Here is a 25349-nt window from a genome sequence, read left to right as displayed (position 1 = left end):
GGTGCGGGTGGGCGGGCAGAGCGACGACGGGATGGCTGAGTTCGGGTACCGCCCCACGCTCGCCCGCAGCATCGGCCGGTTCGCCAGCTTCGCCGCCGGTGTCAGCTACATCTCGATCCTGACCGGAACGTTCCAGCTGTTCTACTTCGGCTTCCTGAACGGAGGCCCGGCCTACTGGTGGTCGTGGCCGCTGGTGTTCGGCGGCCAGCTCATGGTCGCGCTCTGCTTCGCCGAACTGGCCGCCCGCTATCCGGTGGCAGGATCCGTCTACAACTGGAGCAAGCGCGTCGCCGGCCCCACGGTCAGCTGGCTCGCCGGCTGGCTGATGGTGATCGCCTCGATCGTCTCGCTCGCCGCGGTCGTGCTCGCCTACCAGGCGACGCTGCCGCAACTGTGGAGCGGATTCCAGCTCGTCGGCGACGGCACGGGCGCGAGCTTCGGGGTGAGCGCGGTGATCTGGGGCACGATCCTGATCGTCTTCACCACGGTCGTCAACGCGGTCGGCGTGAAGCTGATGGCCCGCATCAACAGCATCGGCGTGATGATCGAGCTGGTCGCGGCCGTGCTGCTGATCGTCGCGCTCGGGGTGAACGCGGTGAACCCGCCGACGGTGCTCCTCGACACGGCCGGGCTCGGCGAGGGTCTGCCGGGCGGCTACGCGGGGGCGTTCCTGATCGCGGCGATCGCCTCGGCCTACGTCATGTACGGCTTCGACACCGCGAGCTCGCTCGGCGAGGAGACGATCGACCCCCGCCGCACCGCCCCCACCGCGATCCTCCGCGCGATCGTCGCGTCGTTCGTGCTCGGCGGGCTCATCCTGCTGACCGCTGTCCTCGCCGCGCCCGACCTCGGCGATCCGGCGCTGGGCGAGCCATCGGGCGGGCTGCAGCGCATCCTGCTGCAGGTGCTCGGCGGCCCGCTCGGCTCGGTGTTCCTCGGCTGCATCGTGGTGGCGATCACGGTCTGCGCGCTCGCGGTGCACACGGCGGGCATCCGGCTGGTGTTCGCGATGGCCCGCGACAACGCCCTGCCGGGTGCCTCGGCCCTCGCCCGCATCGACGCCCGCCGCCGCACCCCGGTCGTGCCCGCGGTGGTGATCGGGATGCTCGCGGTGCTGATCCTCGCCGTCAACATCGGCACCCCGCAGATCTTCACCGCGGTCACGAGCGTCGCGGTCATCCTGATCTATCTGGCGTACCTGCTCGTCACGCTGCCGCTCCTGGTGCGACGCCTGCGCGGCGAGTTCAGGTCGACGGATGCTCGCCCGGGCACCTTCTCGCTGGGCCGCCTCGGTCTGCCCATCAACATCGTCGCGGTGCTGTGGGGCGCGGGCATGGCGGTGAATCTGGCGTGGCCGCGGGTGGAGGTCTACGGCGCGGACGGGCCGCTGCAGTACATCGCACTCATCGTCATCGGCGCGGTCGTGGCGGTCGGCCTCGGCTGGTACCTGCTGCGCGGCCGGCACCGGATCGGCACCCTCCCCGAGCACGCCGACGAGCCGGCCTAGCCGCCGGGGCCGAGTGGGCTCAGATGCCCAGTGGGCTCAGATGCCGGGGCAGCTCAGATGCCGGGGCGGCCCCAGAGGGCCAGGATGCTCAGAACGACGGCCGCGAGGGCCGAACCCGAGACGGCCACGGCCTTGAGGGCCGCCCAGCGGCGCTCGCGCTCGTGCTGACGCGCGATGTCGGGGTATGCGGAGGTGATGTCGATCGCCATGGTGTCTCGCCTTTGAGTCGGTGGCAGTGCGGGGGCCGGAACCGTCGAAGGTCCCGGTCCCCAAATCATGCCATCTCCGTCGGCGCCGTGCGAGGGGAGCGCCGAGTGTGTCGGCATCCCCTCAGGCGCGGTCGTGCAGGGTGATCTGATATCCGTCGGGGTCGGCGAAGGTGAAGGTGCGCCCGAACGGTCCGTCGACGGGTTCGGCCGTGATCGGCACGCCGGCGGCGACCATCGCGTCGTGCACGTCCTGGGCGTCGGGGGTGTGCAGCCAGATGGCGACTCCGATGCCCGGCTGCGGCACGGCGTCGAGGTCGACGCCCGGCAGCACGCTGCGCACGGCGAAGGCGGCCGGGGTCGTGTCGAAGACGACCGCGTGGGGCGGGCCGGCCTGACGGGTGAGGCCGAGGTGCTGCTCGTAGAACGCGGCGGACGCCTCGATGTCGCGCACCTGGAGGGAGATGAAGCCGGGGCCGGAGGAGGTCATGGGGACTCGCTTTCGTTCGATGTCAGTTCGTTGACATAGATGAGTATGTCAGAATACTGACATGGATGTCGAGTCGAACGGGATCGAGCTGCCGACCTCGGTCGGCTATCTGCTGAAGGAGGCCGCGACGGCGCTGCGGCTCGCGATGGAGGCCGTGCTGAAGCCGCTCGGCATGACGGTGACGCACTACTCCTGCCTGGAGCTCCTGGCGCAGCGTCCCGGGCTGTCCAACTCGGAGCTGGCCCGCGGGGCCTTCGTGACCCGGCAGTCGATGAACGTGCTGCTGCAGTCGCTCGAGCGGGCCGGTCAGGTGACGCGACCCGAGCAGCCGTCGTCGGGGCGCGTGCTGCCGACGGAGCTCACCGCGGAGGGCCGGGCGCTCCTGGCGCAGGCCAGCGCGGCGGTGAGAGGCGTCGAGGACCGCATGAAGTCAGGCCTGAGCCCCGCCGAGCAGGCGGCCTTCGCCGACCAGCTCCGCCGCAGCATCGGAGCGCTCGCCGAGGGCTGACCCCGGCGCCCGCCGCGCAAGCCGGGCAGACCAACGGCAGTCCGCCCCTCAGGCGCCGGGCAGCGCTCCGGCCACGACCCGTCCCCGCGAGACGACCGCCACGATCCGGGACGTGTCGAGCTCTTCCAGCTCCTCCCACGGCCGCCCCTCCATCACGAGGAAGTCGGCCGCGGCACCCGGCGCGAGCACTCCGAGCCGCCCCTCCTCGCCGATGGCGCGCGCGGCGCGGGAGGTCGCCGCCTCCAGGGCCCGCGCCGGCGTCCAGCCGAAGGTGGCCGCCATCAGCCGTACCTCCTCCATCTGGTCGCCGAAGTCGACGTGGTGACCGTTCGCGTCGGTGCCCAGCACGAAGTCGACGCCCAGCTCGGCGGCCTCGCGCATCCGCGAGTCGCGTTCGACGACGAGGGCCGCGGCCTTGTCGGCCTGCTCGGGCGAGACGCCGTTGCGGCCGGCCGCGATGCGGTCGTTGATCAGCAGGGTCGGCGCGACCGTGATGCCGAGGGCGGCGATGCGGCCGGACTGGCCGGCGTTCAGCAGTGTGCCGTGCTCGATCGAATCGACCCCGTGCGAGACGGCAGCGTCGATTCCCGCCTCGGTGTGCGCGTGGGCGGCCACGCGGAGGCCGAGTGCGTGCGCCTCGTCGACGATCGCGTCGATCTCGGCGTCGGTGTAGTTGCGCCAGGCGCTCTTGTCGCCCACCGAGAGCACGCCGCCGCTGGTGGCGATCTTGATGCCGTCGGCGCCGGCGCGGGCCCAGTGCCGCACCAGCTTGCGGCACTCGTCGGGGCCGTCGGCCACCGGCTTCCGCAGCGGGAAGGCGGGCGGGGTGAAGAGGTCGCCGTGCCCCGCGGTCATGCTGACCATGCCGTGCGCCTGCAGCCGCGGGCCCTCGACGACCCCCTGCTCGAGCGCCCGCCGCAGTGAGAACTGGATGTCGTCGGCCGAGAGGTCGCGCAGCGTCGTGACCCCGCCGCGGAGCGCGGCACGGGCGTTGGCGAGGCCGTGCAGGGTCTGCTCCTCGGGCCGCGTGGTGAGCGGCCAGGTGAGGAAGTCGGCCGTGCCGGGCCCGGCGTGCCCGACGAGGTGCACATGGGTGTCGACGAGCCCCGGGATGATGCTGTACCCGGCGGGAAGCGACCCGTCGACCCCGCCCGGTTCGGGCCGAGCGGATGCGGTGCCTCCGTCGCCGAGGGGCCGCAGCCCCGAGATGGTGCCGTCGGTGCCGTCGACCGTCCAGTCGAGGGTGACGGTGCCGCGGGCGGCGGTGCCGTCCCAGAGCTCGGCGGTGAGGGAGTGGTTCATGGGGTCCTGACGGGTGGTGAGGGCGGAACGGCGGGTCAGCTGCGCGAGGTGCGGCGGGGGAAGAGGTGCCCGAGGGCGGCGGGCGGGCGCATCGTCGTGCCCGCCACCACGAGCACCGCGAGGGTGACGAGGTAGGGAGCGGCGGTGGCGAGCTCGGGCGGCAGCGGCACGAACAGGAACACCAGCACGAGCACGGCCCCGAGCGCGAGCGGTGCGATGCCCGAGCGGCGGGCCCCGCGCCAGAACCGCAGGGCTCCGACGACCAGGAAGATCACGGCGAGGATGAACAGCAGCGCCCGGAACGTCTCGGGCCGCCCGAGCCCGACGGCGTCGGAGAAGCCGAACAGCGACGATCCGAGGAAGACGCCCGAGGGCATCCAGTTGCCGAAGATCAGGGTCGCGAGGCCGATGAAGCCGCGCCCCGCGGTCTGGTTCTCGACGTAGGCCTGCGAGATGAGCGCCAGGTAGCCGCCCGCGAAGCCGGCCAGGCCGCTGCCGACGAGCACGGCGATGTAGCGGGTGCGGTGCACCTTGCCGCCGAGGGCCTGCAGGGCGGCGGGCTCCTCACCGGCGGCCCGCCAGCGCAGGCCGAACTTGGTGCGCCAGAGCACGTAGGCGGTGGCCGGGATGAGCAGCAGCCCGATCACGGCGGCGAGCGACACGTCGTGCGTGAGCCCGCCCACGATGCCGCCGAGCTGCGAGACGACCGGGATGCCCGACCGCTCCATGTCGGCGGTGAGGTCGGGCGTGCCGAGGCCGCCCGAGAGGAACGGCACGCTGAGCACCGGCAGCGAGCCGTCGATGCGCGGCGAGCGGGCGATGGTGCCGCCGTCGACGCCGTTGAACACGATGTCGCTGGCGAACCGGGCGGAGGCGCCGGCGACGACGTTGATGGCGACACCGACGACGAGCTGGTTCAGCCCGAGCTCGATGCAGAGCACCGCCATCAGCAGCCCGAACACGAGCCCGCCCACGATGCCGCCGCCGAGTGCGGCCCAGGGGCCCCAGAGCCAGCCGAAGACCCCGGCCATCCAGGTGCCGCCGATCATCATGCCCTCGAGGCCGACGTTGATGACGCCCGCGCGCTCGGAGTAGAGGCCGCCGATCGCGACGACGGCGATCGGCACGGTGAGCCGCAGTGCCGAGCCCCAGGTCGACGAGGCCGCGATGCCCGGGGCGTCTGCGACGTACTGGGCGACGATGATCAGGCCGAGGCCGAGCAGGCCCCAGCGGAGTCCGGCGCGCAGCCGGCGGCGGCTCGGGGCGAGCGAGCGCGGGGACGCCGCCGGAGCGGTGGGGGCGGTGGGCTCGACGGTGTCGGTCATCGCGAGGCCTCCATTCCGGTCGGCAGGGGAGCGGCGGGCGGCGGGTTCTCGCGGCGTCGGCGGCGGATCGCGTTCCAGAGGGCGACGCGCTGGTCGGCACGCTCGGTGAGCCAGTAGCCGACCGCCGAGCTGAGCAGGATCACGGCCATGAACACCGAGCCGACCTCGGTCGGCAGCTGCACGAGCCCGAGCACCTGCGAGCTGCGCTCGACGAAGGCGAGAATGAACGCGCCGACCGCGATGCCGATGGGGTGCGAGCGGCCGAGCAGCGCGGCCGCCAGCCCGGTGAACATGAGGTCGGTGGGCAGGGTGCCGTCGAAGCGGAAGGCGGTGCTCAGCACGTGCGGCATGCCGACGAGCCCGGCGATCGCGCCGGAGCCGAGCATCGCCCAGATGATGCGCCGGTTGACCTTGATGCCCGCCGACTCGGCCGCCTCGGGCGAGCGCGAGGCGACCTGCAGGGTGAAGCCGAAGACCGTGCGGTACTGGATCAGGTAGAACAGGATGCCCACCACGATCGCCACGACGAGGAAGCCCGTGATCGAGGTGCGGTTGCCGATGCCGAGATCGATCAGCACGGGCATCGCGCCCTCGTCGCCGATGATCGCGGTGCCGGTGTTCTGGCCGCCGCCGGAGCGGAACACGTCGGCCAGCAGGATCGCGACGACCGTGGTGGCGATCGCGTTCATCAGGATCGAGGTGATCACCTCGCTGACGCCCCGGTAGACCTTCAGCAGCGCGGGCACGAGGGCCCAGAGCGCGCCGGTGACGCAGCAGACGATCAGCGTGATCGGCAGTCGCAGGTACAGCGGCAGCGGCAGGTTCGCGGCCACGACCGCTCCGGCCAGGGCGGCGACGCGGTACTGGCCGTCGACGCCGATGTTGAACAGGCCCATGCGCAGCGCGAAGGCCGCGGCGACCCCGGCGAGGTAGAGCGGCACCGCGTTGTTCAGCGCCGAGACGAGCGAGGCGGGCTCGATGCCGTAGTTCCACATCACCTCGTAGGCGCTCGTGGCCGAGTAGCCGCCGATGGTGAGGAAGAGCGTGGTGACGAGCAGGGCGAGCAGCACCGAGACGACGGGGCCAGCCAGGGTGACCGTGATGCGCCGGATCATGCGGCACCTCCTTCGGGGGTGTTCGTGGTGTGACCTCGCACGCCCGTCATGTACTCCCCGAGCTCCTGCGCATCCACCCGCCGCGGGTCGAGCGCCCCCACGATGCGCCCGCGGTAGAACACGAGCAGCCGGTCGCTGAGCGCCAGCAGCTCGTCGAGGTCGGCCGAGATGAGCAGCGTGCCGAGCCCCCGGTCGCGCGCGGCGGTGAGCTCGCTCCAGACCGCCGACTGGGCGCCGATGTCGACACCGCGGGTCGGATGCGCGGCGATCAGCACGCGCGGATCGCTGCCGAGCTCGCGCCCCACGATGAACTTCTGCTGGTTGCCGCCCGAGAGCGCCGACGCGGGCGTGGACGGGTCGCCGCCCCGCACGTCGAAGCGGCTGATGATGGCGCGGGCCTGGGCGGCGGCGCCCGACCGGCTGAACCACGGCCCGCGCTTCACCGGCGGCCGGCCGTGGTAGCCGAGCGCGGCGTTCTCGCGCAGCGCCATCGACAGCACGACGCCGTCGCGATGCCGGTCTTCGGGGATGTAGGCGAGACCACGGGCGCGCCGGGTCTCGGTGGGCAGGCCGTCGATGTCCTCCCCGCCCATGCTGATGCGCCCGGTGTGGGCGACGCGGCCGAGCAGGGCCATCAGCAGCTCCGACTGGCCGTTGCCCTCGACCCCGGCGATGCCGACGATCTCGCCGGAGTGCACCTCGAGCGAGACGTCGTCGAGCGCCGGCACCTCGCCGGCCTCGCCCACGGTGACGCCGTGCGCGGCGAGCACGACCTCGGTGCCCGGCGGGACCTCCCGCGGGGCGACGGCCGGCATCGCGACCTTGACCATCAGGGCGGCGAGGTCGGAGGCGGACGATTCCTGAGGGGTCGTGCGGCCGACGACGGCCCCGGCCCGGATGACGGTGATCTCATCGGCGAAGTCGAGCACCTCGTCGAGCTTGTGCGAGATGAAGATGACGGCGGCGCCCGCCTCGGTGAAGCGTCGCATGGCGGCGAACAGCGACGCGGCCTCGCTCGGCACGAGCACGGCGGTGGGCTCGTCGAGGATGATGATGCGCGCGTCGCGGTAGAGCACCTTGAGGATCTCGACCCGCTGGCGGCCGCCGACACCGACGTCGCGCACGACCGCGTCGACGTCGACCTCGAAGCCGTTGCGTGAGGCGAGGTCGGCCACCCGTGAGCGGGCGGCGGCGCTGTCGAGTCGGAAGGCCGATCCGGGTTCGTCGGCCAGCACCACGTTCTCCCACACTCGCAGCGCCGAGGCGAGCAGGAAGTGCTGGTGCACCATGCCGATGCCGGCCTGCTGCGCATCCCGCGGCGAGGAGAACGTGCGGGGCGACCCGGCGATCTCGATCGTGCCCTCGTCGGGCCGCTCCTCGCCGGCGAGGATCTTCATCAGCGTCGACTTGCCGGCCCCGTTCTCGCCGACGATCGCGTGCACGGTGCCCGCCCGAACCGTGAGGTCGATGCGGTCGTTCGCCACGAAGGCGCCGAAGCGCTTGACGATGCCCGTCAAGCGCACCAGCACGTCGGTCTCGGCTGTCTCGCTCATCGGGTGCTCCTGTCGGGGGAGGGAACGGGTCGGGGAGGGGAGTGGAAGCGCCCGACCGCCGGCGGTGTGGGGCCGCCGGCGACCGGGCGCCGTGTGGGGGCGCGGATCAGACCGCGCTCGGCACCTCGATGGTGCCGTCGATGATGTCCTGCTTGGCCTTCTCGAGCTGATCTGTGTAGGCATCGAGGAAATCGCCGCTTGTGGAGTAACCGACGCCGTCGTTCGAGAGGTCGAAGTCCTGCTCGCCGGCCTCGAGGCTGCCGTCGAGGAACGACTTGATCGAGTCCTCGACCGCGACGTTCACGTTCTTGATCGCCGAGGTGAGGATGAACGGCTTGATCGACTCGTCCACCTGGTTGTAGACGTCGCCGTCGACACCGATGGCCCAGTTCTTCTGCGCATCCGTCGACGAGGCCGCGGCCTGCTCGTAGACGCCCTGGCCCGACCCGCCCGCGGCGGCGTAGATGACGTCGGCGCCGCCGGAGTACATCGAGGCGGCGGCCTCCTTGCCCTTGGTGGGGTCGGAGAAGCCGGTGAAGTCGCCGAGCGGCGAGAGGTACGTGGTGTCGACCGTGATCGACGGGTTCACCGACTTCGCACCGGCCTCGTAGCCCACGAAGAAGTTCTGGATGCTCGGCTGGTCGACCCCGCCGATGAAGCCGATGTGCCCGGTCTTCGAGGTGAGCGCCGCGGCCACGCCGACGAGGTAGGAGGACTGCTCGGCCGCGAACGAGATGGTGGTCACGTCGGGGATCGAGGTGCCCTTGTCGATGTCGACGGCCACGAACTGCGTGTCGGGGTGCTCGGTGGTCTGCTCCATCGGCGTCGCGTACTGGAAGCCGATGCCGATCGCGAGACCGGCGCCCTGCGAGATCGCGAGGTCGAGGCGGTCCTGGTAGTCGTCGGTGTTCGGGCTCGAGAAGTCCAGCGGGGTGAACGAGAACTCCGACTGGGCGTCGGTGAAGCCCTTGTAGGCGCTGTCCATGAACGAGAAGTCGCCGGTCGTGCCGTAGAGCATCGCGATCTTCGGCTGGTCGGCGTCGGCGCTCGGCTGCACCGTGGCGGTCTTGCCCGAGCAGGCCGAGAGCAGCAGCGCGGCGGTGAGGGCGGTGGCGCCGAGGGCGGCGGCCTTGCGCGAGATCGTCATGGGGCTCCTTGGAAATCGTTTGCAGAAATGTCGGGTGGGGGACGGGAAACCGGTGCGAGACTCAGTGTTCGCCCGCGCCGTTGCGACCGCATTTCTCGAATGTTTCTAGCATGTTTAACGTCGGCAAGGTGCTGTAATCGTTTGCCAGAATTTGCCTGCCCCGGTGCCCGGGAGAGCCTATGCTGTCGGCATGCAGACCCCTGAGCCGACGCTCGCCGACGTGGCCGCCCGCGCCGGCGTCAGCGTGGCTACGGCCTCGCGGGCGCTCACCGGGGCGCGGCCCGTGAGCGATACCCTCCACCGCAAGGTGCGCGACGCCAGCCGCGAGCTCGGGTACCGCCGCAACGCCGTCGCCAGCGCCCTGCGCTTGCAGCGCACCGAGACCGTCGGACTGGTGCTGCCCCGCTACACGACCGGCTTCCTCTCAGCCCTGATCGAGTCGGTCAGCGACGGCCTCGAGCGCAACGACCTCTCGCTCGTGCTGCGCTACTCCGAGCCCGACGCGCTGCACGACGTCGGCAACGTCGAGTCGCTGATGGCCCGCCGCGTCGACGGCATCATCATCTGCCCCTCCTCGCTCGAGGCGAGCCAGGAGTCGATCGAGGCCGCCGGTCCGGTGCCGATCGTGCAGGTCGGCCGCTTCGTCATCACCGACCGCTCCGACTCGGTCGGCCTCGACGAGGACCGCGCGACCGCCATGCTCATCGCCCACCTCGTCGAGCGGGAGGCCCGGCGCCTGCTCGTCGTCGGCCTGGATCCGGATGCTCCCGCCGACGCCCGCCGCATCCGGGCCCTGCGCGGCGCCGCCGAGGGCGCGGCGGCCGTGGACGTCGCCCCCTTCACCCCGGCGGTGCTCGACGGCGGCATCCGCGCGGCCGAGCGCCTGGTCGCGGCCGGACCGGGTGCCCTGCCCGACGCGATCATCTGCGCCAACGACGACGTGGCCGCCGGCGTGCTGGCCGTGCTCCGGATGCGCGGCATCACGGTTCCCGGCCGGGTGCAGGTCGTCAGCCTGCTCGATCTCGCGCCCGGTCGCGAAGACCTGACGGTCACGACCCTGCGGCATCCGTGGCCCGAGATGGGGCGGGAGGCCGTGCGCCTGCTGCTCGACGCCCAGCAGCGCCGGCGGGAGCCCGTCGGCGAGCGCATCGCGCGCCGGGTCAGCCTGGCCCCTCAGCTGGTGCCGGGTCATTCGACCCGCGAGCACCCCGGTCCGGCTCCCGCGCCCGCCGCGGCCGCCGCCGCCCCCGCCGTCATCCCCGACCCGAAGGAGACCCCGTGACCCGCATCCTGCTGCTCGGCGAATCGTGGTTCGTGCACTCGATCCACCAGAAGGGCTTCGACTCCTTCACCACCTCCGAGTTCACGCTCGGCGGCGCCGAGTTCACCGCCGCCCTGCGCGAGGCGGGCCACGAGGTGACGCACCTGCCGTGCCACGAGATCACGGATGCCCTGCCGACGACGGCCGAGGAGCTGTGGTCGATCGCCGATGTTGTCGTGCTCTCCGACGTCGGGGCGAACACCTTCCAGCTGCCTCCCGCCACGTTCGGCCGCTCCGAGACGGCGGTCGACCTGATCGAGGTGTTGCGGCGCTTCGCCGAGCTCGGTGGCGGACTGCTGATGGCGGGCGGCTACATGACTTTCTCGGGCATCGACGCCAAGGCCCGATGGGGGCGCACCGCGCTCGCCGAGGTGCTGCCGGTCGGCGTGCTCGATCGCGACGACCGGGTCGAGCTGCCGTCGGGGGCAGCGCCGTCGACGGTGGTCGCCCATCCGGTGACGGCGGGCCTCGAGGGCGAGTGGCCGGCGCTGCTCGGGCTGAACGAGGTGACGGTGCGCGAGGGGTCGATCGAGCTCGCACGCTGCGCCGGGCATCCGCTGCTCGTCGTCGGGGAGTACGGCAAGGGCCGCACCGCCGCGTTCACCTCGGACATCGCGCCGCACTGGGCGCCGCCCGGCTTCGTGCAGTGGCCGGGCTACACCACGCTGTTCGACCAGCTGACGCGCTGGCTCGCCGGGGAGGCGGCGGCATGAGCGACGAGCGGATGCACGCCGACTCGGTCACGCTGGCCGACGGCTCCGACACCGTCGACACGATCATCACGCCGGTGACGGTGCTGGCGGGCACGACCCGCCCCGCGCCCGGCTACCCCGAGCTCCCGCGCGAGGACACGGCCGCCCGCGGAGTCGCCACATTCCTCGAGGGGCATGCGATCGGCATCCGCTCCGGGGTGATCGCCTGGATCCGGCCGGCCGCCGAGGTCGACGCCGCCCTGCTCGCCCAGGCGACCGTCATCGACGGCACCGGGCAGGTCGCGATTCCGGGCCTGCTGAACTCGCACACGCACTCGCCGATGACCATGTTCCGCGGTTCGGCCGAGGACGTGCCGATCAAGGACTGGTTCAACAAGCACATCTGGCCGATGGAGGTGAACCTCACCGAGCGCGACGTGACGCTCGGCGCCCGGCTCGCCGTGGGCGAGATGCTGCTCGCCGGGGTGACGAACTTCGCCGACCACTACTTCTTCACCGACCGCATCGCCGAGGTCGTGGCCGAGAGCGGCGCCCGCGGGCACCTCGCGTCGACCTTCTTCTCGTCGCAGGGAGCCGAGGGGCTGGAGCGCTCGGCGGCCTTCGCCGAACGCTGGAACGGCGCGGCCGGCGGGCGGATCACGACCGCCCTCGGGCCGCACGCCACCTACACGGTGGCCGACGCCGACCTGGAGGCCACGGCCGAGCAGGCCCGGCGCCTCGGGGTGCGCACGCACATCCATGCCGCCGAGAGCATGAACCAGACCGAATCGAGCCTCGAGCGGCACGGCCGCACGCCGGTTCAGGTGCTGCACGACACCGGCATCCTCGAGACGGGTGCGATCATCGCGCACGGCGCGGGCATCGTCGAGAGCGACCTCGAGTGGCTGGTGCCGTACGCCGACCGCGTCGCCGTCGCGTCCTGCACCAAGGTCTACATGAAGCACGCGCACACGACGACACCGGTGCGGATGCTGCACGACGCCGGAGTCACCGTGGGGATCGGCACCGACGGTCCGGCCTCGCACAACACGCTCGACGTGCTGGAGAGCATGCGGATGATGTCGCTGAAGCAGAAGGACGACCACCTCGACGCCACCTGGCTGACCTCGGCGCACGCGCTCGACCTCGCCACCCGGCAGAGCGCGGCCGCCTTCGGCCTGCAGGACTCGCTCGGGGTTCTCGCGCCGGGCTTCAAGGCCGACGTGGTGCTGATCGACCTGCAGAAGCCGCACCTGCAGCCGATGCACGACCTGGCGGCGACCCTGGTGCTCAGCGTCAAGTCGAGCGACGTCACGACCGTGCTCGTCGACGGCCGGATCGTGGTCGAGCATGGCCGGCTCGTGACGATGGACCTCGCCGACACCATCGCCGAGCTCAACCGCCGCCTGCCCGAGCTGACCGACCGCTCGCGCGGCACGATCCAGGACTACGCGCCGTGACCCGCGTCGATGCCTACTCCACGCCCTGGACCGACGTGGCGAGCCACCTCGCCCACGGCGACGGGCTCGCGCTGCTGCCCTTCGGCGCGCTCGAGCAGCACGGCCCGCACCTCCCGCTCGGCACCGACACGGCCACCGCCGTCGCGGTCGCCGAGCGCCTCGCCGACCGGCTCGACGCCCTGCTGCTGCCGCCGATCCACTACGGCGACACCTGGAACAACGCCGGCTACCCCGGCACCGTGTCCCTCTCGCCCGAGACTGTCACGGCGATCGCCATCGACATCGGACGCTCGCTCGCGGCGTCGGGCGCCCGAGCATTGATCGTCGTGAACGGGGACTGGGGCAACCGGCAGCCGCTCTACGCGGCCGTGCGCCGGTTGAACGCCGAGCGCATCCTGCCCGCTCTCGCGCTCGACTACCCGGGCATGGACGAGGCCGTCGCCGAGGTGCGCACGAGCCGCGGTGCCGCCCCGGGCCTGAATCACGCCGAGGAGGTCGAGACGTCGATCATGCTGGCCCTCGAACCGGGGCACGTGCATCCGGAGCGCTACGCGGCCGAGTACCCGAGCTTCCCGAGCGACTTCGGCACGCGACCGATGCAGCTGCACCCGTTCTCGCCCTCGGGCGTCTTCGGCGACCCGTCGCACGCGACCGCGGCCAAGGGCGAGCACATCCTCGCGGCCACCGTCGAGGGGTCGCTCGCCGTGCTGGCCGACTTCATCGCGGGGCTGCCCCCGCGCTGAGCGGTGCGGCCGCCGAGCTCACCGAGCCGGGGCGCTCACCAGTCGGCCGGCCCCGCGCTCCCCGCCTCGTACTCCTCGAGCGGCGTCTCGCCCGCTGCCCACGCGTTCAGCACCGGCGTGACGATGCGCCAGCACTGCTCGGCGATGTCGCCCCGCACCGACAGCAGCCGGTCGTGCGCCAGGATGCCCGCCAGCACCTGCCCGTAGGCATCGAGCTCGGCCTCCCCGGGCCGCGCCTCGAGCTGCACGCGTTCGAGCCGATCGGTGTCGTCGGCGCTGTTCACGAACAGGTCGAGGTCGACGTCGCCGTTCAGCAGGGACATCCGCAGCACCGTTCCCGCACCGGCATCGGCGCCGCCGAGCCCCTCGGGCGGCGAGGACGGCCGGAAGTGCACCGCGACCTCGGCGCGCGGCGAGCCGATCGCCTTGCCCGAGCGCAGCACGAACGGCACGCCCTCCCAGCGCGGGGTGTCGACCTGCAGCAGCAGCTGTGCGAGGGTCTCGATGCCGTTGGCGGGATCGACGTCGTCCTCGTCGACGTACGAGGGGAAGAACCGGCCGTCGACGCGTCCCTCGGTGTAGCGGGCGCGGCGGGCGGTGTGCGGGTCGTCGCGCCAGAGCCGCACGGCGCCGAGCACCTCGGCCATCCGGTCGTGCACGTCGTCGGCCGTGATGCGGTCGGGCCGCTCGAGCGTGGTCAGCGCCAGCACCATCAGCAGGTGGCTCTGCAGCATGTCGCGCAGGGCGCCGGTGGAGTCGTAGAACGCGGCCCGGCCCTCGAGCCCGAGCTCCTCGTCGAAGACGATCTCGACCTTCTCGATCTCGTCGGCGCTCCAGCCCGACTCGAGCAGCCGGTTGCCGAAGCGCAGGCCCAGCATGCCGAGCACGGTCGCGTTGCCGAGGAAGTGGTCGATGCGCCAGAGCCGGTCCTCGGAGATGACGGCGGCCAGCGCCTCGTTCAGTGCGCGGGCGTCGTCGAGGTTCTCGCCGAACGGCTTCTCGATCGCCACGACGAGGTCGTCGGGCAGCTCGATCTGACCCAGCGACTCGGCGACGGCGTGCCCCATCGCGGGCGGCAGGGCCACGTAGAGCACGGGGGAGGACGGGCAGGCGTCGAGCAGGGTCTTCAGCTCGGCGGGGTCGGAGGCGTCGGTGGCGACGAAGCGCGCCGCCTTCGCGAGTGCGTCGACGGTGGCCGGCGCGATCTCCGCCGCCTCGAGACTGCGGCGCACGAGGCCCTGCCACTCCTCGTCGCTCTGCGGGGTGCGGGCGGCGCCGATCAGGGTGAGCTCGAGCCCGCCGGCCAGCTCGGCGACCTTCCCCAGCCCGGGCAGCAGCAGCCGCTCGGTGAGGTCGCCACCGGCACCGAGGATGGCGATGCTCCTCGGCTCGCGGCCGAGCGACTCGGCGTCGGGGATTCCGGGCTGGTCCGACATGGCTGTCTCCTCGCTGACGCGGCTCGTGCAGCCGCCCCGAGCGCGACCCTACCCGGGACCGAGCGGCGTGCGGCACACTGGGGGCGACCACCAAGGAGGACCCATGTCGTTCCAGGCCTACCTCGACACCGTCGAGAAGAAGACCGGCCTCACCCCGCGCCAGCTCGTCGCCCTCGCGACCGACCGCGGCTTCGGCCCCGACACCAAGGCCGGCCCGATCCTCGCCTGGCTCGCCGACGACTACGGTCTCGGGCGCGGCCACGGCATGGCGATGGTGCACGTCATCACCAAGGGCGACCGCATCTCCTCGAGGCACGTCGGCACGGGCACCGCCCACAGCGACCCGAACGACCGCCTCTGGCTCGACGGCGTCGCGACGAAGCCCGAGGGCTACTGACCCGGCCGGGTTGAATCGTTACACCGCGAACAGATCACGCTTGACAGCGACCTCCCGCGTTCTTATGGTGGTCACTTGAAGCGCTTCAATAACGAAGGCTCGCACTTCAAGGAGGAATTGTGACCACAGCACGCACCGCTCGTCTCCGCCGCTCCCTCGTCCCCATGGTCGCGCTGGCCGGTGCCGGCGCCCTGGTCCTGACGGGATGCTCGGCGGGAGGCGGAGGCTCGGAGGGTTCCGGCGACGGAGCCTCGGAGTTCACCTACCTGTCCCTCACCGAGAACACCGCGGTGGCCGACATCCTCACCTCGCTCAGCACCGGCGCCTGCAAGGCCGAGAACGACGCCCTGCCGCTGAAGATCACCAACCAGCCGCAGGCGAGCTTCGACCAGCAGCTCCAGCTGCTCGCCGGTCAGGACGCCCTGCCCACGATCTTCGCGGCCGGCAACACCCCGCAGCTCGCGAAGGACCTGAACGACAACGGCCAGCTGCTCGACATCCAGAGCACCTTCGACGACCTGGGTGTCTCCGACGACCTCCTCCCCGCTGCCACCTCGACCATCGAGAGCCTCTACGGCTCGGTGATCGCGCTGCCGACCGAGTTCAACGTCGAGGGCCTCTGGTACAACAAGCAGATCCTCGAGCAGAACGGCATCACCCCGCCCACCACGTGGGACGAGCTGACCGACGCCGCTGCGACCCTGAAGTCCGCCGGCGTGCAGCCGTTCTCGGCCTCGGGCGAGCAGGGCTGGCCCCTCACCCGCCTCGTCGGCAACTACCTGTTCCGCACGATCGGGCCGGATGCTCTGCAGAAGGTCGCCGACGGCGACGCGAAGCTCACCGACCCCGAGTACGTCGAGGCCGCCGCCGCCGTGGCCGAGCTCGGCTCCGAGGGCTACTTCGGCGAGGGCGTCGGATCGATCGACTACGACACCTCGCTGAACACCTTCACCACCGGCAAGGCCGCCTTCCTCTACATGGGCAGCTGGGCGCTCAGCGCCTTCAACGCCGACACGAACGAGATCGGCGCCGAGAACATCGGCTTCGTGGCGTTCCCCGACGTCGCCGGCGGCGAGGGCTCGAACGCCCAGCTCGCCGCGAACGTCGGTGTGCCGATCGCGGTGTCGAAGAAGGCCTACAACGACAAGGTCGGGGCGTGGCTCAGCTGCATCGCCGACAACTACGGCGCCGCCTCCCTGGGCGACCAGGGTGTGCTGAGCGGCTTCACCGTGAACGACGACGCCGTCGAGGTGCCGCCGCTGACCGCCGAGCTGCAGACCACCATCGACCAGTCCAGCGACAGCGTGCTCTGGTTCGAGGCGCTGTTCGACGCGCAGGCCACCACGACCAGCCAGACCAACGCGGCGCAGCTCGTCACGGGCGCCATCACCCCCGAGCAGTTCATGGAGCTGGTGCAGGCCGACCTCGGCAACTGACCCGCTGACCGGGCCCTGCCCGGTCGTTCCACCCGGCGGCGGAGCGAGCCCTGCTCCGCCGCCCTCACCCAGAAGGCCCACCATGAACAACGTCTTCGGCAACAAGCGCGCCGTGCTCGTCTTCGTCGGCCCGGCACTGCTGATCTACACCGTGATCATGCTCGTGCCGGTGCTCTGGTCGCTCGGTTACACGCTGTTCACCGGCAGTGTGATCACCGGCTTCGAGTTCTCCGGCTTCGACAACTTCGCGAAGCTCTTCAGCGACCCCAAGGTCGGCGAGGCGCTGCTGTTCACGCTGAAGTACGCCGTGATCCTCACCGTCGGCCAGGTGCTGGTGGGCTACGCCCTCTCACTGCTCTACGTCTTCTGGCTGCGCAAGGCCTCGAGCCTCGTGCGCACGCTGGTCTTCTTCCCCATCGTGCTGCCCACGGTCGCGGTCTCGCTCCTGTTCCAGAAGATGTTCGAGGTCGCCCCGCAGAACGGCATCGTCAACGAGTTCATCAACTTCTTCGGGCTGCCCTCGGTCGACTGGTTCGGCTCGCCCGACACCGCGTTCCTGGTGCTCGTGATCATGGACATCTGGCGCTCGATGGGCTTCTACGCGGTGCTCCTGTACGCCGGTCTCCTCGACATCCCCGAGGAGGTGATGGAGTCCGCTCGCCTCGACGGGGCCGGCGGCTGGACGCTGATCCGCCGCATCGTCATCCCCATGTCGCTGCCCGTGCTGCTGTCCTCGATCATCTTCAGCATCAACGGCACGCTCAAGGTCTTCGACTCGGTGCTCGCCCTGACGAACGGCGGGCCCGGATCCTCGACCACCCCGTTGACCCTGCTGATGTTCCGCACGGCCTTCAGCTACGGCGACTACGGCTACGGCAGCACCATCGCGCTGCTGCTCACCGTGATCTGCCTGCTCGTCACGGTCTTCATCTTCCGCTCGTCACGACGTGACCTGACCAAGGGCTGATCCCATGACCACCACCGCATCCGCCCCCGGCCGTCCGGCGCCCGTGAAGCCGGGACGTCCGCTGCGCATCCGTCGCCGGATGACCCCCCGCCGAGCCGGCAGCATCGCCCTGAAGACTCTCGTCATCGGGTTCCTCCTCGCCATCACCGTGCTGCCCCTGATCTGGCTGCTGCTGGGGTCGCTGAAGACCCAGACCGAGTGGCTGAACAGCCCCTCGTGGGCCCTGCCCGAGAACTTCCTCAACTTCGAGAACTACCAGGTCGCCTGGGTCGACGGCGACATCGGCCGGTACATCCTGAACAGCGCGCTGGCCACCTTCCCGTCGCTCGCGCTGATCGTCGTGCTAGGAGTCGCCGCCGGCTTCGCCCTCGAGGTGCTGGTCTGGAAGGGGCGTGGCGGGGTGCTGCTGCTCTTCCTCGCCGGCATCATGGTGCCCGGCCAGATGATCCTGCTGCCGCTGTTCTCGGCCTACTTCCAGACCCACCTCACGGGAACGATCTGGCCGCTCATCCTGACCTACACGGCCACGGGTCTGCCCCTGACCGTGTTCATGATGGCCACCTACTTCCGCGCCGTGCCGCGCGAGATCTTCGAGGCCGCCGCGATCGACGGGGCGAGCATCTACCGCTCGTTCCTCTCCATCGCCTTCCCGATGGTGCGGAACGCCGTGTTCACGGTCGCCCTCGTGCAGTTCTTCTTCATCTGGAACGACCTGCTGATCGCGCTGACCTTCACGAGCGTCGGCGACTTCCAGACCATCCAGGTGGGCCTGCTCAACTTCACCGGCCAGTTCGGCCAGGTGCAGTACGGCCCGACCTTCGCGGCGATCTGCATCAACGTGGTCGGCATCCTCGTGCTCTACCTGTTCCTGAACCAGCGGGTCATGCGCGGCCTGACCGCCGGCTCCGTGAAGGGCTGACGTGACCCGCCTCGACGATTCCCCCGCGGGGGCCCGGATGCTCGACCGCGCCCACCCGCCGACCGCACCCGTGGTCATCCGCCTCTCGGCCGAGCACCTCGACGTGCCGGTCGGCCTCGGCACGGCCGTTCCCCGCCTGAGCTGGCAGACCGAGGCGGCGCCCGCCTGGAGCCAGCACGGCTACGAGTTGAGCGTGCGGCGCGAGGGTGTGGGCGAGGAGCGGTTCGCCGTGGACTCCGCCGAGCAGCTGCTCGTGCCCTGGCCGGCTGCCCCTCTGCTCTCGCGCGAGATCCTCACCGTGGCGGTGCGCGTGACCGGCGCCGACGGCACCGCCTCCGACTGGTCGGCACCGCTGACCATCGAGGCGGGTCTCCTCGATCCGCTCGACTGGGTCGCGACCGGCATCCAGCCACCCTGGCCCGAGGATCACTCCGACGACGACCGGCGCCCGCCGCTGTTCCGCCGCGAGTTCGGGCTCGCGGGGACGCCCCGTCGCGCGCGCCTCCACGTCACGGCCCACGGCCTGACGGGGCTGGAGATCAACGGGCGCCGGGTCGGCGACGACATCCTGGCCCCCGGCTGGACCGTCTACCAGGACCGCCTCCGCACCCTCGTCTACGACGTCACCGATTACCTGGTCGCCGGCCCGAACGCGATCGGCGCCTGGATGGCCGACGGCTGGTGGCGCGGACGGTACGGCTTCGACGGCGGCACGCTGAACATCTATGGCACCGACATCGCCCTGCTCGCCCAGCTCGAGATCGAGCAGGCCGACGGGACGGTCGAGGTGATCGGCACGGGAACCGACTGGGTCGCGCATCCGTCGCCCATCGTGAAATCGAGCCTCTACACGGGCGAGACGTTCGACGCGAGGCTCGTGCCCGAGGGGTGGACGCGGCCGAGCTTCGACGACACCGACTGGCAGCCGGCGAAGGTCGCCGAGTTCGCACCCGGCACGTTCGTGGCGGCCGAGGGTCCACCGGTGCGCTGCACCGAGGAGCTCGTGCCGGTCTCCGCACGGCGCACGGAGCGCGGCTCGGTCGTGCTCGACTTCGGCCAGAACTTCTCGGGGCGGCTGCGCGTCCGCGCCGCCACCGGGGTGGGGGAGCGACTCGTGCTGCGGCACGCCGAGGTGCTGCAGGACGGCGAGCTCTACACGCGCACCCTGCGCGACGCGACCTCGGTCGACGAGTACCGCGGCTCGACCGGCTCGATCGACTGGGAGCCGCGGTTCACCATCCACGGGTTCCGCTACGCCGAGATCGAGGGCTACGACGGCCCGCTCGACGGGCTCGACGTCGTGGGCCGCGTGTACCACTCCGACATGCGGCGCACCGGCTGGCTGGACACCTCGCACGCGGGGCTGAACCGGCTGCACGAGAACATCCGCTGGAGCATGCGCAGCAACTTCGTCGACATCCCGATGGACTGCCCGCAGCGCGACGAGCGGCTCGGCTGGACCGGCGACATCCAGGTCTTCACGCCCACCGCGAGCTACCTCTACGACTGCTCGGGACTGCTCAGCAGCTGGCTGCGCGATCTCTCGGCCGAGCAGGAGCGGTTCGGCACCGTGCCCTGGTACGTGCCGGTCATCCCCGGGGCGCCCATGTGGACGCCCATCCAGCCGGCCGCCGTCTGGGGCGACGCCGCCGTGCTCACGCCCTGGGCGCTCTGGCAGGCGTTCGCCGACCGCGAGCTGATCGCCCGCCAGTACCCGAGCGCCTCGGCCTGGGTCGACCAGGTGACCCGGCTGGCCGGCCCGTCGCGGCTCTGGAACACCGGCATGCAGCTCGGTGACTGGCTCGACCCGAACGCGCCGCCGGACGATCCGGCGCTCGCCGTCACCGATCCGTACCTCGTGGCCACGGCGTACTTCGCGCGGTCGGCCGAGTCGTTGTCGCAGACGGCCGCCGCGCTGGGGCTGACCGCCGACGCCGAGCGGTACCACCGGCTGCACCTCGAGATCGCCGACGCCTTCACGGCGGAGTGGGGCGGCGCCGACCGGCCGCTCGACCAGCAGACGCAGACCGCGCTGGCGCTGGCCATCCGCTTCGGGCTGCTGCGCGACCCGGCCCGCCGTCAGGAAGCCGGGGACGCTCTCGCGCGGCTGGTGCGGGACGGCGGACACCGGGTCGGGGCGGGCTTCGCCGGCGTCAACCTGCTGAGCGATGCCCTCACCGACACCGGTCACACCGACACCGCGTTCGCACTGCTGCTCGAGCACCGCAGCCCCTCGTGGCTGTCGATGGTCGACAAGGGGGCCACCACGATCTGGGAGCGCTGGGACAGCCTGCTCGACGACCTGACGGTGAATCCCGGCAGCATGACGTCGTTCAACCACTACGCCCTCGGCTCGGTCGCCGACTGGATGCACCGGGTGATCGGGGGCATCGAGCCGACGTCGCCCGGGTATCGCACGGTGCGGATCGCTCCGCGTCCGGGGCCGCTCGAGCGCGCATCCGCCCGTTTCGAGTCGGGCTACGGACCGATCACGACCGAGTGGTCGGTGCAGGGGGAGGAGCACTCGCTGCTCGTGCACCTGCCCACGGGCGTGAGCGGCACGGTGGAGCTCCCCGACGGCACGACCACCGCGGTGGGGTCGGGCGACCACGCCTTCCGCTGGCGGCGCTGACGACGGGCCGGCACGGGTTCGGTCAGCGGCGGATCGAGCTCGCGCGAGCGATCAGGGTCGGCGCGAGCACGACGTGCTCGTGCTCGTGCGCCTGCTCGTCGGCGACCTCGCTCCAGAGCAGGCGGGCGCCGATCTCGCCCATCTCGCGCCCGGGCTGCGCGATGGTCGAGATGGGGATGGCGCTCTCGCGCACCGCGCTGTTGTTGTCGTAGCCGATCACGGCCAGGTCGTCGGGGATGCGCAGGGCGGCCGACAGGGTCTGCACCAGCCCCAGCGCGAGCAGGTCGGACGCGGCGAAGACGCCGTCGGGCCGCTCGGCCGGCGGGCGGTCCAGGATGATCGAGCCGGCCGCCCGGCCCTCGGGAGCGTTGACCGCGCCCACGATGATCTCCTCCAGCGTGACGGAGCCGTTCGTCTCGGCCACCGCGCGCTCGGCGCCGAGTCGGCGCTCGAGCAGCGGTTCGAGGCGGTCGGGCCCGCCCACGAAGGCGAGGCGCCGGCGGCCCTCGTCGATCAGGTGACGCGCGGCGAGATAGCCGCCCTGCTCGTTGTCGACCACGATCGAGCAGCCCTCGTCGACCGGAACGGCGACGTTGAGCAGCAGCACGGGCCGCCCGTGGCCGCGCAGCCGGTGCGCGCTCTCGGGCGCCGCCTCGAACGGGGCCAGCAGGATGCCTGCGAAGCGCGCCTGGTCGAAGAGGTCGAGGTAGGTCTCCTGCTTGGCGTAGTCGTTGTCGCTGTTCGCGAGCAGCAGGGTCATGCCGTTCGCGGCCGCGCCCTCCTCGGCGCCCCGGGCGATGTCGACGAAGAACGAGTTGCCGATGTCGGTCACGACGAGGCCGAGGGTGGTGCTGCGGCCCATCGCGAGCGAGCGGGCCTGGTTGTTGCGCACGAAGCCGAGCTCGTCGATCGCGGCGTGCACCCGCTTCAGGGTCGCCTCGGCCACCTTATCGGGGTGATTGAGCACGTTCGACACGGTGCCGAGGGCGACGCCGGCGCGCGCGGCGACGTCGCTCATGCTCGGCATGCTCTTGCTCGTCGACATCGTCCTCGCGGCTCCGGTTCGGGCTCCAGCCGGAGCTCCGCTCCGGGCTCCAGCCAGCTTAGGGAATTTCCCGTCGACTCCTGTTGACACACGCTGACCCGCCACCTACTTTAACTTGAAGCGCTTCAATCCGCGCTCACGACACCTCTAGTCACATTGGAGTGGCATGAATTCAACGAAGAGATCGAGGCGTGGACTGCTGGCCGGGGGGCTGGCTCTGGCTCTCGCCGCGGGCGGTTCGGCCCTGGCGGCGGGGCCCGCGACGGCGGCCCCCGGAGTGATGTCGGCGCGAGCATCCGTCGACCTGGCCGAGTGCCCCTGGATGGACACGGCCCTGAGCGCCGACGATCGCGCCCGGCTGCTGCTGGATGCGAGTTCGCTCGCCCAGAAGTACCGCTGGCTCAACGAGCAGGCGGCGAACGCGCCCGAGCAGACCGAGTTCAGCGGGGTCTCGTACCCCGAGCAGGTGGGCTGCACCCCGACGATCGTCTACACCGACGGCCCCGACGGGGTGCGGTTCACCGAGGGCGTCACCGCGTTCCCGGCCCAGATCGCGCTGGCCTCCAGCTGGAACGCCGACCTCGCCTTCGACAAGGGCGCGGCGCAGGCCGCCGAGGCCTGGGACAAGGGCAAGGCCGGAGTGCTCGGCCCGGGCATCGCCAGTGGCCGTACCCCGCTCTCGGGCCGCACCGCCGAGTACCTCGGCGAGGACCCGCTGCTCAGCGGCACCCTCGGCGCCGCGAACACCCGCGGGCTCGAGGAGGGCGACCCCGAGAAGCCGACGCTCGCCGTGCTGAAGCACTACGTGGGCAACGAGCAGGAGGAGGCCCGCCAGACGAGCTCGTCGAACCTCGACGAGCGCACGCTGAAAGAGGCCTACGACCTGCCCTTCGAGATCCTCGTCGACGGCGGGGCGCCGGCCGGCGTGATGTGCTCGTACAACCAGATCAACGGCGTGTACGGCTGCGAGAACCCGCTGTTGAACACCGATCTGCGGGCTCAACTCGGGTTCGACGGCTACGTCGTCTCCGACTTCGGGGCCGTGCACAGCACAGCGGATGCGCTGAACGCCGGTCTCGACCAGGAACTGAACCGTCCCATCCACTACACGCCGGCGCTGCTCGACGCGGCGCTCGCCGACGGCTCCCTCGCCGAGGCGACCGTCGACACCGCCGCCCACAACGTCGTGAAGTCGTACATTCGCGCCGGCCTGTTCGACCGGCCGGCACCGGCGACCCCGGTCGACGACGCGTCGACGCCCGAGCACAAGGCGCTCGCGCGGAGCATCGCCGAGGAGGGCTCGGTGCTGCTGAAGAACGACGGCCTGCTGCCGCTCGACGCCTCCGACGGCTCCACCATCGCGCTGATCGGCCCGACGGTGTCGAACACCCCGACGAACGGCATCAGCGCCTCGTCGGTCTGCAGCATGTCGTGGCGCTTCGGCAGCCCCAACACGCTGGCCTGCGAGGACGTGGTCGCGCCCGACACGGCGTTCGCTTCCCGTGCCGCTGAGGCGGGAGCATCCGTCGTCGTGTCGAACGGAGCCGACCCGGCGGCCGCTGCGGCGACCGCGGCCTCGGCCGACGTGGCGATCGTGTTCGGCTACTACCGTTCGGGCGAGTTCAGCGACATCCCGGGCCTCGGTCTCGCCGACGGCGGGGACGACCTCATCGCGGCCGTCGCCGCCGCGAACCCGAACACGGTCGTCGTGCTCGAGACCGGCAGCGCCACCGACATGCCCTGGCTCGACCAGGTCGACTCGGTGCTGCAGGCCTGGTACCCCGGTGAGCAGCAGGGCCCTGCGCTCGCGTCGCTGCTCTGGGGTGACACGAACCCCTCGGGCAAGCTGCCCATGACCTTCCCGAAGTCGCTCGCCGACACCCCGACCTCGACCCCTGCTCAGTACCCGGGCGTCGTCGATGCCTCCGGAATCACGCAGGTCGACTACAGCGAGGGGCTCGCGATCGGGCACAAGTGGTACGACGAGCAGGGCATCGACCCGCTGTTCGAGTTCGGGCACGGGCTGTCGTACACCTCGTTCGGCTACTCCGACCTCGAGCTGTCGACCGCGGTGTCGGACGGCACCGTCTCGACCACCGCGTCGTTCACCGTCACGAACACCGGGTCGGTGGCGGGCACCGAGGTGCCGCAGGTGTACCTCACGCTGCCGTCTTCGGCGGAAGCGCCGGGCAAGCGGCTGGTCGGCTACGAGCGGGTCGCCCTCGAGCCCGGCGCCTCCCAGCGGGTCACGACGACGATCTCGTCGGAGTCGGCCGACCACCCGTTCTCGATCTGGGACGTGAACGCGGACGCGTGGGAGGTCGTCGACGGCGGCTTCACCGTGTCGGTCGGGTCGTCGTCGCGCGAGCTGCCCCTCACCGGCCCGGTCGTGGTCGACACCGCGGGCACCGCGCCGGTCGTCTCGGTGGCGACCTCGCCCTCGGTGCCCGACGGGGCGGCGGGCTGGTTCGTCTCGCCCGTCACGGTCACGGCCAGCGCGGTCGACGACGTCGACCCGGCTCCGGTCGTCTCGACGAACCTCGACGGGGCCGGCTGGGTTCCGGGCGGCGCGGTCACGGTCTCGGCCGACGGCGCGCACACCCTCGAGGTGCGGGCGACGGATGCGGCGGGCACCGTCTCGCCCGTCACGAGCGTCTCGCTGCCGATCGACCGCACCGCGCCCACCGTCTCGGCGTCGGCCGACCGCTCGGCGGGTGCGATCGTGCTGGCGGCCACGGACGCCGCCTCCGGCGTCGCCTCGGTCGAATGGGCCGTCGCGGCCGACTCGCCCTCGTGGCAGGCGTACACCGGGCCGGTGCCGGTCGCGGCGGCGGGGGAGCGGATCGTCTTCCGCGCCACCGATGTGGCGGGGCTCGTGAGTGCGGTGGGCGCGTTCGACTACGCGGCGGCCGGGCCGTCGCCGTCGCCCGCCCCGTCCTCGTCGCCCTCCGCCTCGCCGGCGCCGGGCGCGGACTCGTCGCCCGCGGGCGGGCTCGCCTCCACGGGCCTCGCGGCCGGCGGCCTCGCGGCCCTGGCGCTGCTGCTCGTGGCGGGTGGCGCCGCCGCCGCGCTCCTGCGCCGCCGCACCACCACCTAGCGCCGCGCCCGCGCCCGCGCGCGGCGCCGCTGCGGTCGCGCAAAGGGCCCT

At 71.6% G+C, this 25349-nt stretch carries 21 protein-coding genes; 12 read left to right on the top strand and 9 right to left on the bottom strand.

Features of this window, described 5'->3' with window-relative positions:
• Positions 1 to 31 precede the first annotated feature (31 nt).
• Positions 32 to 1507, top strand: a complete 1476-nt coding sequence (locus tag ITJ64_RS03535) for an APC family permease (protein WP_194679389.1) — start codon at positions 32 to 34, stop codon at positions 1505 to 1507.
• 53 nt (positions 1508 to 1560) lie between these two features.
• Here the strand turns inward: ITJ64_RS03535 and ITJ64_RS03530 are convergent, their stop codons facing one another.
• Together ITJ64_RS03530 and ITJ64_RS03525 are read right to left on the bottom strand one after the other, a co-directional pair.
• Entirely contained in the window at positions 1561 to 1716 is a 156-nt protein-coding gene (locus ITJ64_RS03530) for a hypothetical protein (protein ID WP_194679388.1), read from the bottom strand.
• 121 nt (positions 1717 to 1837) lie between these two features.
• Positions 1838 to 2203 (bottom strand): VOC family protein, encoded by a 366-nt coding sequence (locus tag ITJ64_RS03525; protein WP_194679387.1) that lies wholly within the window; start codon positions 2201 to 2203, stop codon positions 1838 to 1840.
• A 61-nt stretch (positions 2204 to 2264) separates the two neighbouring features.
• On the opposite strand from ITJ64_RS03525, the gene ITJ64_RS03520 reads away from it, so the two are divergent.
• Complete coding sequence (locus ITJ64_RS03520; RefSeq protein WP_194679386.1) at positions 2265 to 2711, top strand: MarR family winged helix-turn-helix transcriptional regulator; 447 nt, start codon at positions 2265 to 2267, stop codon at positions 2709 to 2711.
• A 48-nt stretch (positions 2712 to 2759) separates the two neighbouring features.
• On the opposite strand, the gene ITJ64_RS03515 is transcribed toward ITJ64_RS03520, so the two are convergent.
• The 5 genes from ITJ64_RS03515 to ITJ64_RS03495 all read right to left on the bottom strand — a co-directional run bounded on the left by ITJ64_RS03515 (position 2760) and on the right by ITJ64_RS03495 (position 9153).
• Positions 2760 to 4013, bottom strand: coding sequence for an amidohydrolase family protein (locus ITJ64_RS03515; protein WP_194679385.1), 1254 nt, complete (start codon positions 4011 to 4013; stop codon positions 2760 to 2762).
• Between the two features lie 35 nt (positions 4014 to 4048).
• Positions 4049 to 5338, bottom strand: coding sequence for an ABC transporter permease (locus tag ITJ64_RS03510; protein ID WP_194679384.1), 1290 nt, complete (start codon positions 5336 to 5338; stop codon positions 4049 to 4051).
• A complete protein-coding gene (locus ITJ64_RS03505) occupies positions 5335 to 6453 on the bottom strand; it encodes an ABC transporter permease (protein WP_194679383.1) in 1119 nt (372 codons plus the stop codon). The genes ITJ64_RS03510 and ITJ64_RS03505 overlap by 4 nt, the downstream gene beginning before the upstream one ends.
• Positions 6450 to 8006 (bottom strand): ABC transporter ATP-binding protein, encoded by a 1557-nt coding sequence (locus tag ITJ64_RS03500; RefSeq protein ID WP_194679382.1) that lies wholly within the window; start codon positions 8004 to 8006, stop codon positions 6450 to 6452. The genes ITJ64_RS03505 and ITJ64_RS03500 overlap by 4 nt, the downstream gene beginning before the upstream one ends.
• Before the next feature lie 106 nt (positions 8007 to 8112).
• Entirely contained in the window at positions 8113 to 9153 is a 1041-nt protein-coding gene (locus ITJ64_RS03495; RefSeq protein WP_194679381.1) for a BMP family protein, read from the bottom strand.
• 190 nt (positions 9154 to 9343) lie between these two features.
• On the opposite strand from ITJ64_RS03495, the gene ITJ64_RS03490 reads away from it, so the two are divergent.
• Genes ITJ64_RS03490 through ITJ64_RS03475 form a run of 4 tightly spaced genes read left to right on the top strand, consistent with a single transcriptional unit; the run spans position 9344 to position 13369 of the window.
• A complete protein-coding gene (locus ITJ64_RS03490; protein ID WP_194679380.1) occupies positions 9344 to 10435 on the top strand; it encodes a LacI family DNA-binding transcriptional regulator in 1092 nt (363 codons plus the stop codon).
• Positions 10432 to 11187, top strand: coding sequence for a glutamine amidotransferase (locus ITJ64_RS03485; RefSeq protein WP_194679379.1), 756 nt, complete (start codon positions 10432 to 10434; stop codon positions 11185 to 11187). The genes ITJ64_RS03490 and ITJ64_RS03485 overlap by 4 nt, the downstream gene beginning before the upstream one ends.
• The gene (locus ITJ64_RS03480; RefSeq protein WP_228507636.1) at positions 11184 to 12626 is read left to right on the top strand and encodes an amidohydrolase; all 1443 of its coding nucleotides are present in this window, start codon (positions 11184 to 11186) and stop codon (positions 12624 to 12626) included. Before ITJ64_RS03485 ends, ITJ64_RS03480 begins: the two co-directional genes overlap by 4 nt.
• Complete coding sequence (locus tag ITJ64_RS03475) at positions 12623 to 13369, top strand: creatininase family protein (protein WP_194679378.1); 747 nt, start codon at positions 12623 to 12625, stop codon at positions 13367 to 13369. The genes ITJ64_RS03480 and ITJ64_RS03475 overlap by 4 nt, the downstream gene beginning before the upstream one ends.
• Before the next feature lie 35 nt (positions 13370 to 13404).
• On the opposite strand, the gene ITJ64_RS03470 is transcribed toward ITJ64_RS03475, so the two are convergent.
• Positions 13405 to 14805 carry a glucose-6-phosphate dehydrogenase gene (locus tag ITJ64_RS03470; protein ID WP_194679377.1) on the bottom strand — a complete coding sequence of 467 codons (1401 nt, stop codon included), beginning with the start codon at positions 14803 to 14805 and terminating at the stop codon, positions 13405 to 13407.
• A gap of 103 nt (positions 14806 to 14908) precedes the next feature.
• On the opposite strand from ITJ64_RS03470, the gene ITJ64_RS03465 reads away from it, so the two are divergent.
• The 5 genes from ITJ64_RS03465 to ITJ64_RS03445 all read left to right on the top strand — a co-directional run bounded on the left by ITJ64_RS03465 (position 14909) and on the right by ITJ64_RS03445 (position 21156).
• Positions 14909 to 15202, top strand: a complete 294-nt coding sequence (locus tag ITJ64_RS03465; RefSeq protein WP_194679376.1) for a DUF4287 domain-containing protein — start codon at positions 14909 to 14911, stop codon at positions 15200 to 15202.
• 119 nt (positions 15203 to 15321) lie between these two features.
• Complete coding sequence (locus tag ITJ64_RS03460; RefSeq protein WP_370545014.1) at positions 15322 to 16638, top strand: ABC transporter substrate-binding protein; 1317 nt, start codon at positions 15322 to 15324, stop codon at positions 16636 to 16638.
• An 82-nt stretch (positions 16639 to 16720) separates the two neighbouring features.
• Complete coding sequence (locus ITJ64_RS03455) at positions 16721 to 17605, top strand: carbohydrate ABC transporter permease (RefSeq protein WP_194679375.1); 885 nt, start codon at positions 16721 to 16723, stop codon at positions 17603 to 17605.
• 4 nt (positions 17606 to 17609) lie between these two features.
• A complete protein-coding gene (locus ITJ64_RS03450; RefSeq protein ID WP_194679374.1) occupies positions 17610 to 18524 on the top strand; it encodes a carbohydrate ABC transporter permease in 915 nt (304 codons plus the stop codon).
• A 1-nt stretch (position 18525) separates the two neighbouring features.
• Entirely contained in the window at positions 18526 to 21156 is a 2631-nt protein-coding gene (locus ITJ64_RS03445; RefSeq protein ID WP_370545013.1) for a family 78 glycoside hydrolase catalytic domain, read from the top strand.
• A 22-nt stretch (positions 21157 to 21178) separates the two neighbouring features.
• Here the strand turns inward: ITJ64_RS03445 and ITJ64_RS03440 are convergent, their stop codons facing one another.
• On the bottom strand, positions 21179 to 22174 hold the full coding sequence (locus ITJ64_RS03440) for a LacI family DNA-binding transcriptional regulator (protein WP_194679373.1): 996 nt from the start codon (positions 22172 to 22174) through the stop codon (positions 21179 to 21181).
• 193 nt (positions 22175 to 22367) lie between these two features.
• Between ITJ64_RS03440 and ITJ64_RS03435 the strand changes: the two genes are divergently transcribed.
• On the top strand, positions 22368 to 25298 hold the full coding sequence (locus ITJ64_RS03435; RefSeq protein ID WP_228507634.1) for a glycoside hydrolase family 3 C-terminal domain-containing protein: 2931 nt from the start codon (positions 22368 to 22370) through the stop codon (positions 25296 to 25298).
• Positions 25299 to 25349: the final 51 nt, after the last annotated feature.

The sequence above is a fragment of the Herbiconiux sp. VKM Ac-1786 genome, assembly GCF_015350805.1.
GTDB lineage: Bacteria > Actinomycetota > Actinomycetes > Actinomycetales > Microbacteriaceae > Herbiconiux.
Note: the sequence above shows the minus strand (reverse complement) of the source record. Positions and strands in the feature narration are given on the sequence as shown.

Bases quoted from the DNA above. Each gene is read 5' to 3' on its own strand.
- ITJ64_RS03530 (WP_194679388.1), bottom strand. From the start codon at position 1,716: ATGGCGATCGACATCACCTCCGCATACCCCGACATCGCGCGTCAGCAC.
- ITJ64_RS03480 (WP_228507636.1), top strand. From the start codon at position 11,184: ATGAGCGACGAGCGGATGCACGCCGACTCGGTCACGCTGGCCGACGGC.
- ITJ64_RS03455 (WP_194679375.1), top strand. From the start codon at position 16,721: ATGAACAACGTCTTCGGCAACAAGCGCGCCGTGCTCGTCTTCGTCGGC.
- ITJ64_RS03450 (WP_194679374.1), top strand. From the start codon at position 17,610: ATGACCACCACCGCATCCGCCCCCGGCCGTCCGGCGCCCGTGAAGCCG.
- ITJ64_RS03520 (WP_194679386.1), top strand. From the start codon at position 2,265: ATGGATGTCGAGTCGAACGGGATCGAGCTGCCGACCTCGGTCGGCTAT.
- ITJ64_RS03500 (WP_194679382.1), bottom strand. From the start codon at position 8,006: ATGAGCGAGACAGCCGAGACCGACGTGCTGGTGCGCTTGACGGGCATC.
- ITJ64_RS03505 (WP_194679383.1), bottom strand. From the start codon at position 6,453: ATGATCCGGCGCATCACGGTCACCCTGGCTGGCCCCGTCGTCTCGGTG.
- ITJ64_RS03525 (WP_194679387.1), bottom strand. From the start codon at position 2,203: ATGACCTCCTCCGGCCCCGGCTTCATCTCCCTCCAGGTGCGCGACATC.
- ITJ64_RS03465 (WP_194679376.1), top strand. From the start codon at position 14,909: ATGTCGTTCCAGGCCTACCTCGACACCGTCGAGAAGAAGACCGGCCTC.
- ITJ64_RS03515 (WP_194679385.1), bottom strand. From the start codon at position 4,013: ATGAACCACTCCCTCACCGCCGAGCTCTGGGACGGCACCGCCGCCCGC.
- ITJ64_RS03440 (WP_194679373.1), bottom strand. From the start codon at position 22,174: ATGAGCGACGTCGCCGCGCGCGCCGGCGTCGCCCTCGGCACCGTGTCG.
- ITJ64_RS03470 (WP_194679377.1), bottom strand. From the start codon at position 14,805: ATGTCGGACCAGCCCGGAATCCCCGACGCCGAGTCGCTCGGCCGCGAG.
- ITJ64_RS03490 (WP_194679380.1), top strand. From the start codon at position 9,344: ATGCAGACCCCTGAGCCGACGCTCGCCGACGTGGCCGCCCGCGCCGGC.
- ITJ64_RS03435 (WP_228507634.1), top strand. From the start codon at position 22,368: ATGAATTCAACGAAGAGATCGAGGCGTGGACTGCTGGCCGGGGGGCTG.
- ITJ64_RS03510 (WP_194679384.1), bottom strand. From the start codon at position 5,338: ATGACCGACACCGTCGAGCCCACCGCCCCCACCGCTCCGGCGGCGTCC.
- ITJ64_RS03535 (WP_194679389.1), top strand. From the start codon at position 32: ATGGCTGAGTTCGGGTACCGCCCCACGCTCGCCCGCAGCATCGGCCGG.
- ITJ64_RS03495 (WP_194679381.1), bottom strand. From the start codon at position 9,153: ATGACGATCTCGCGCAAGGCCGCCGCCCTCGGCGCCACCGCCCTCACC.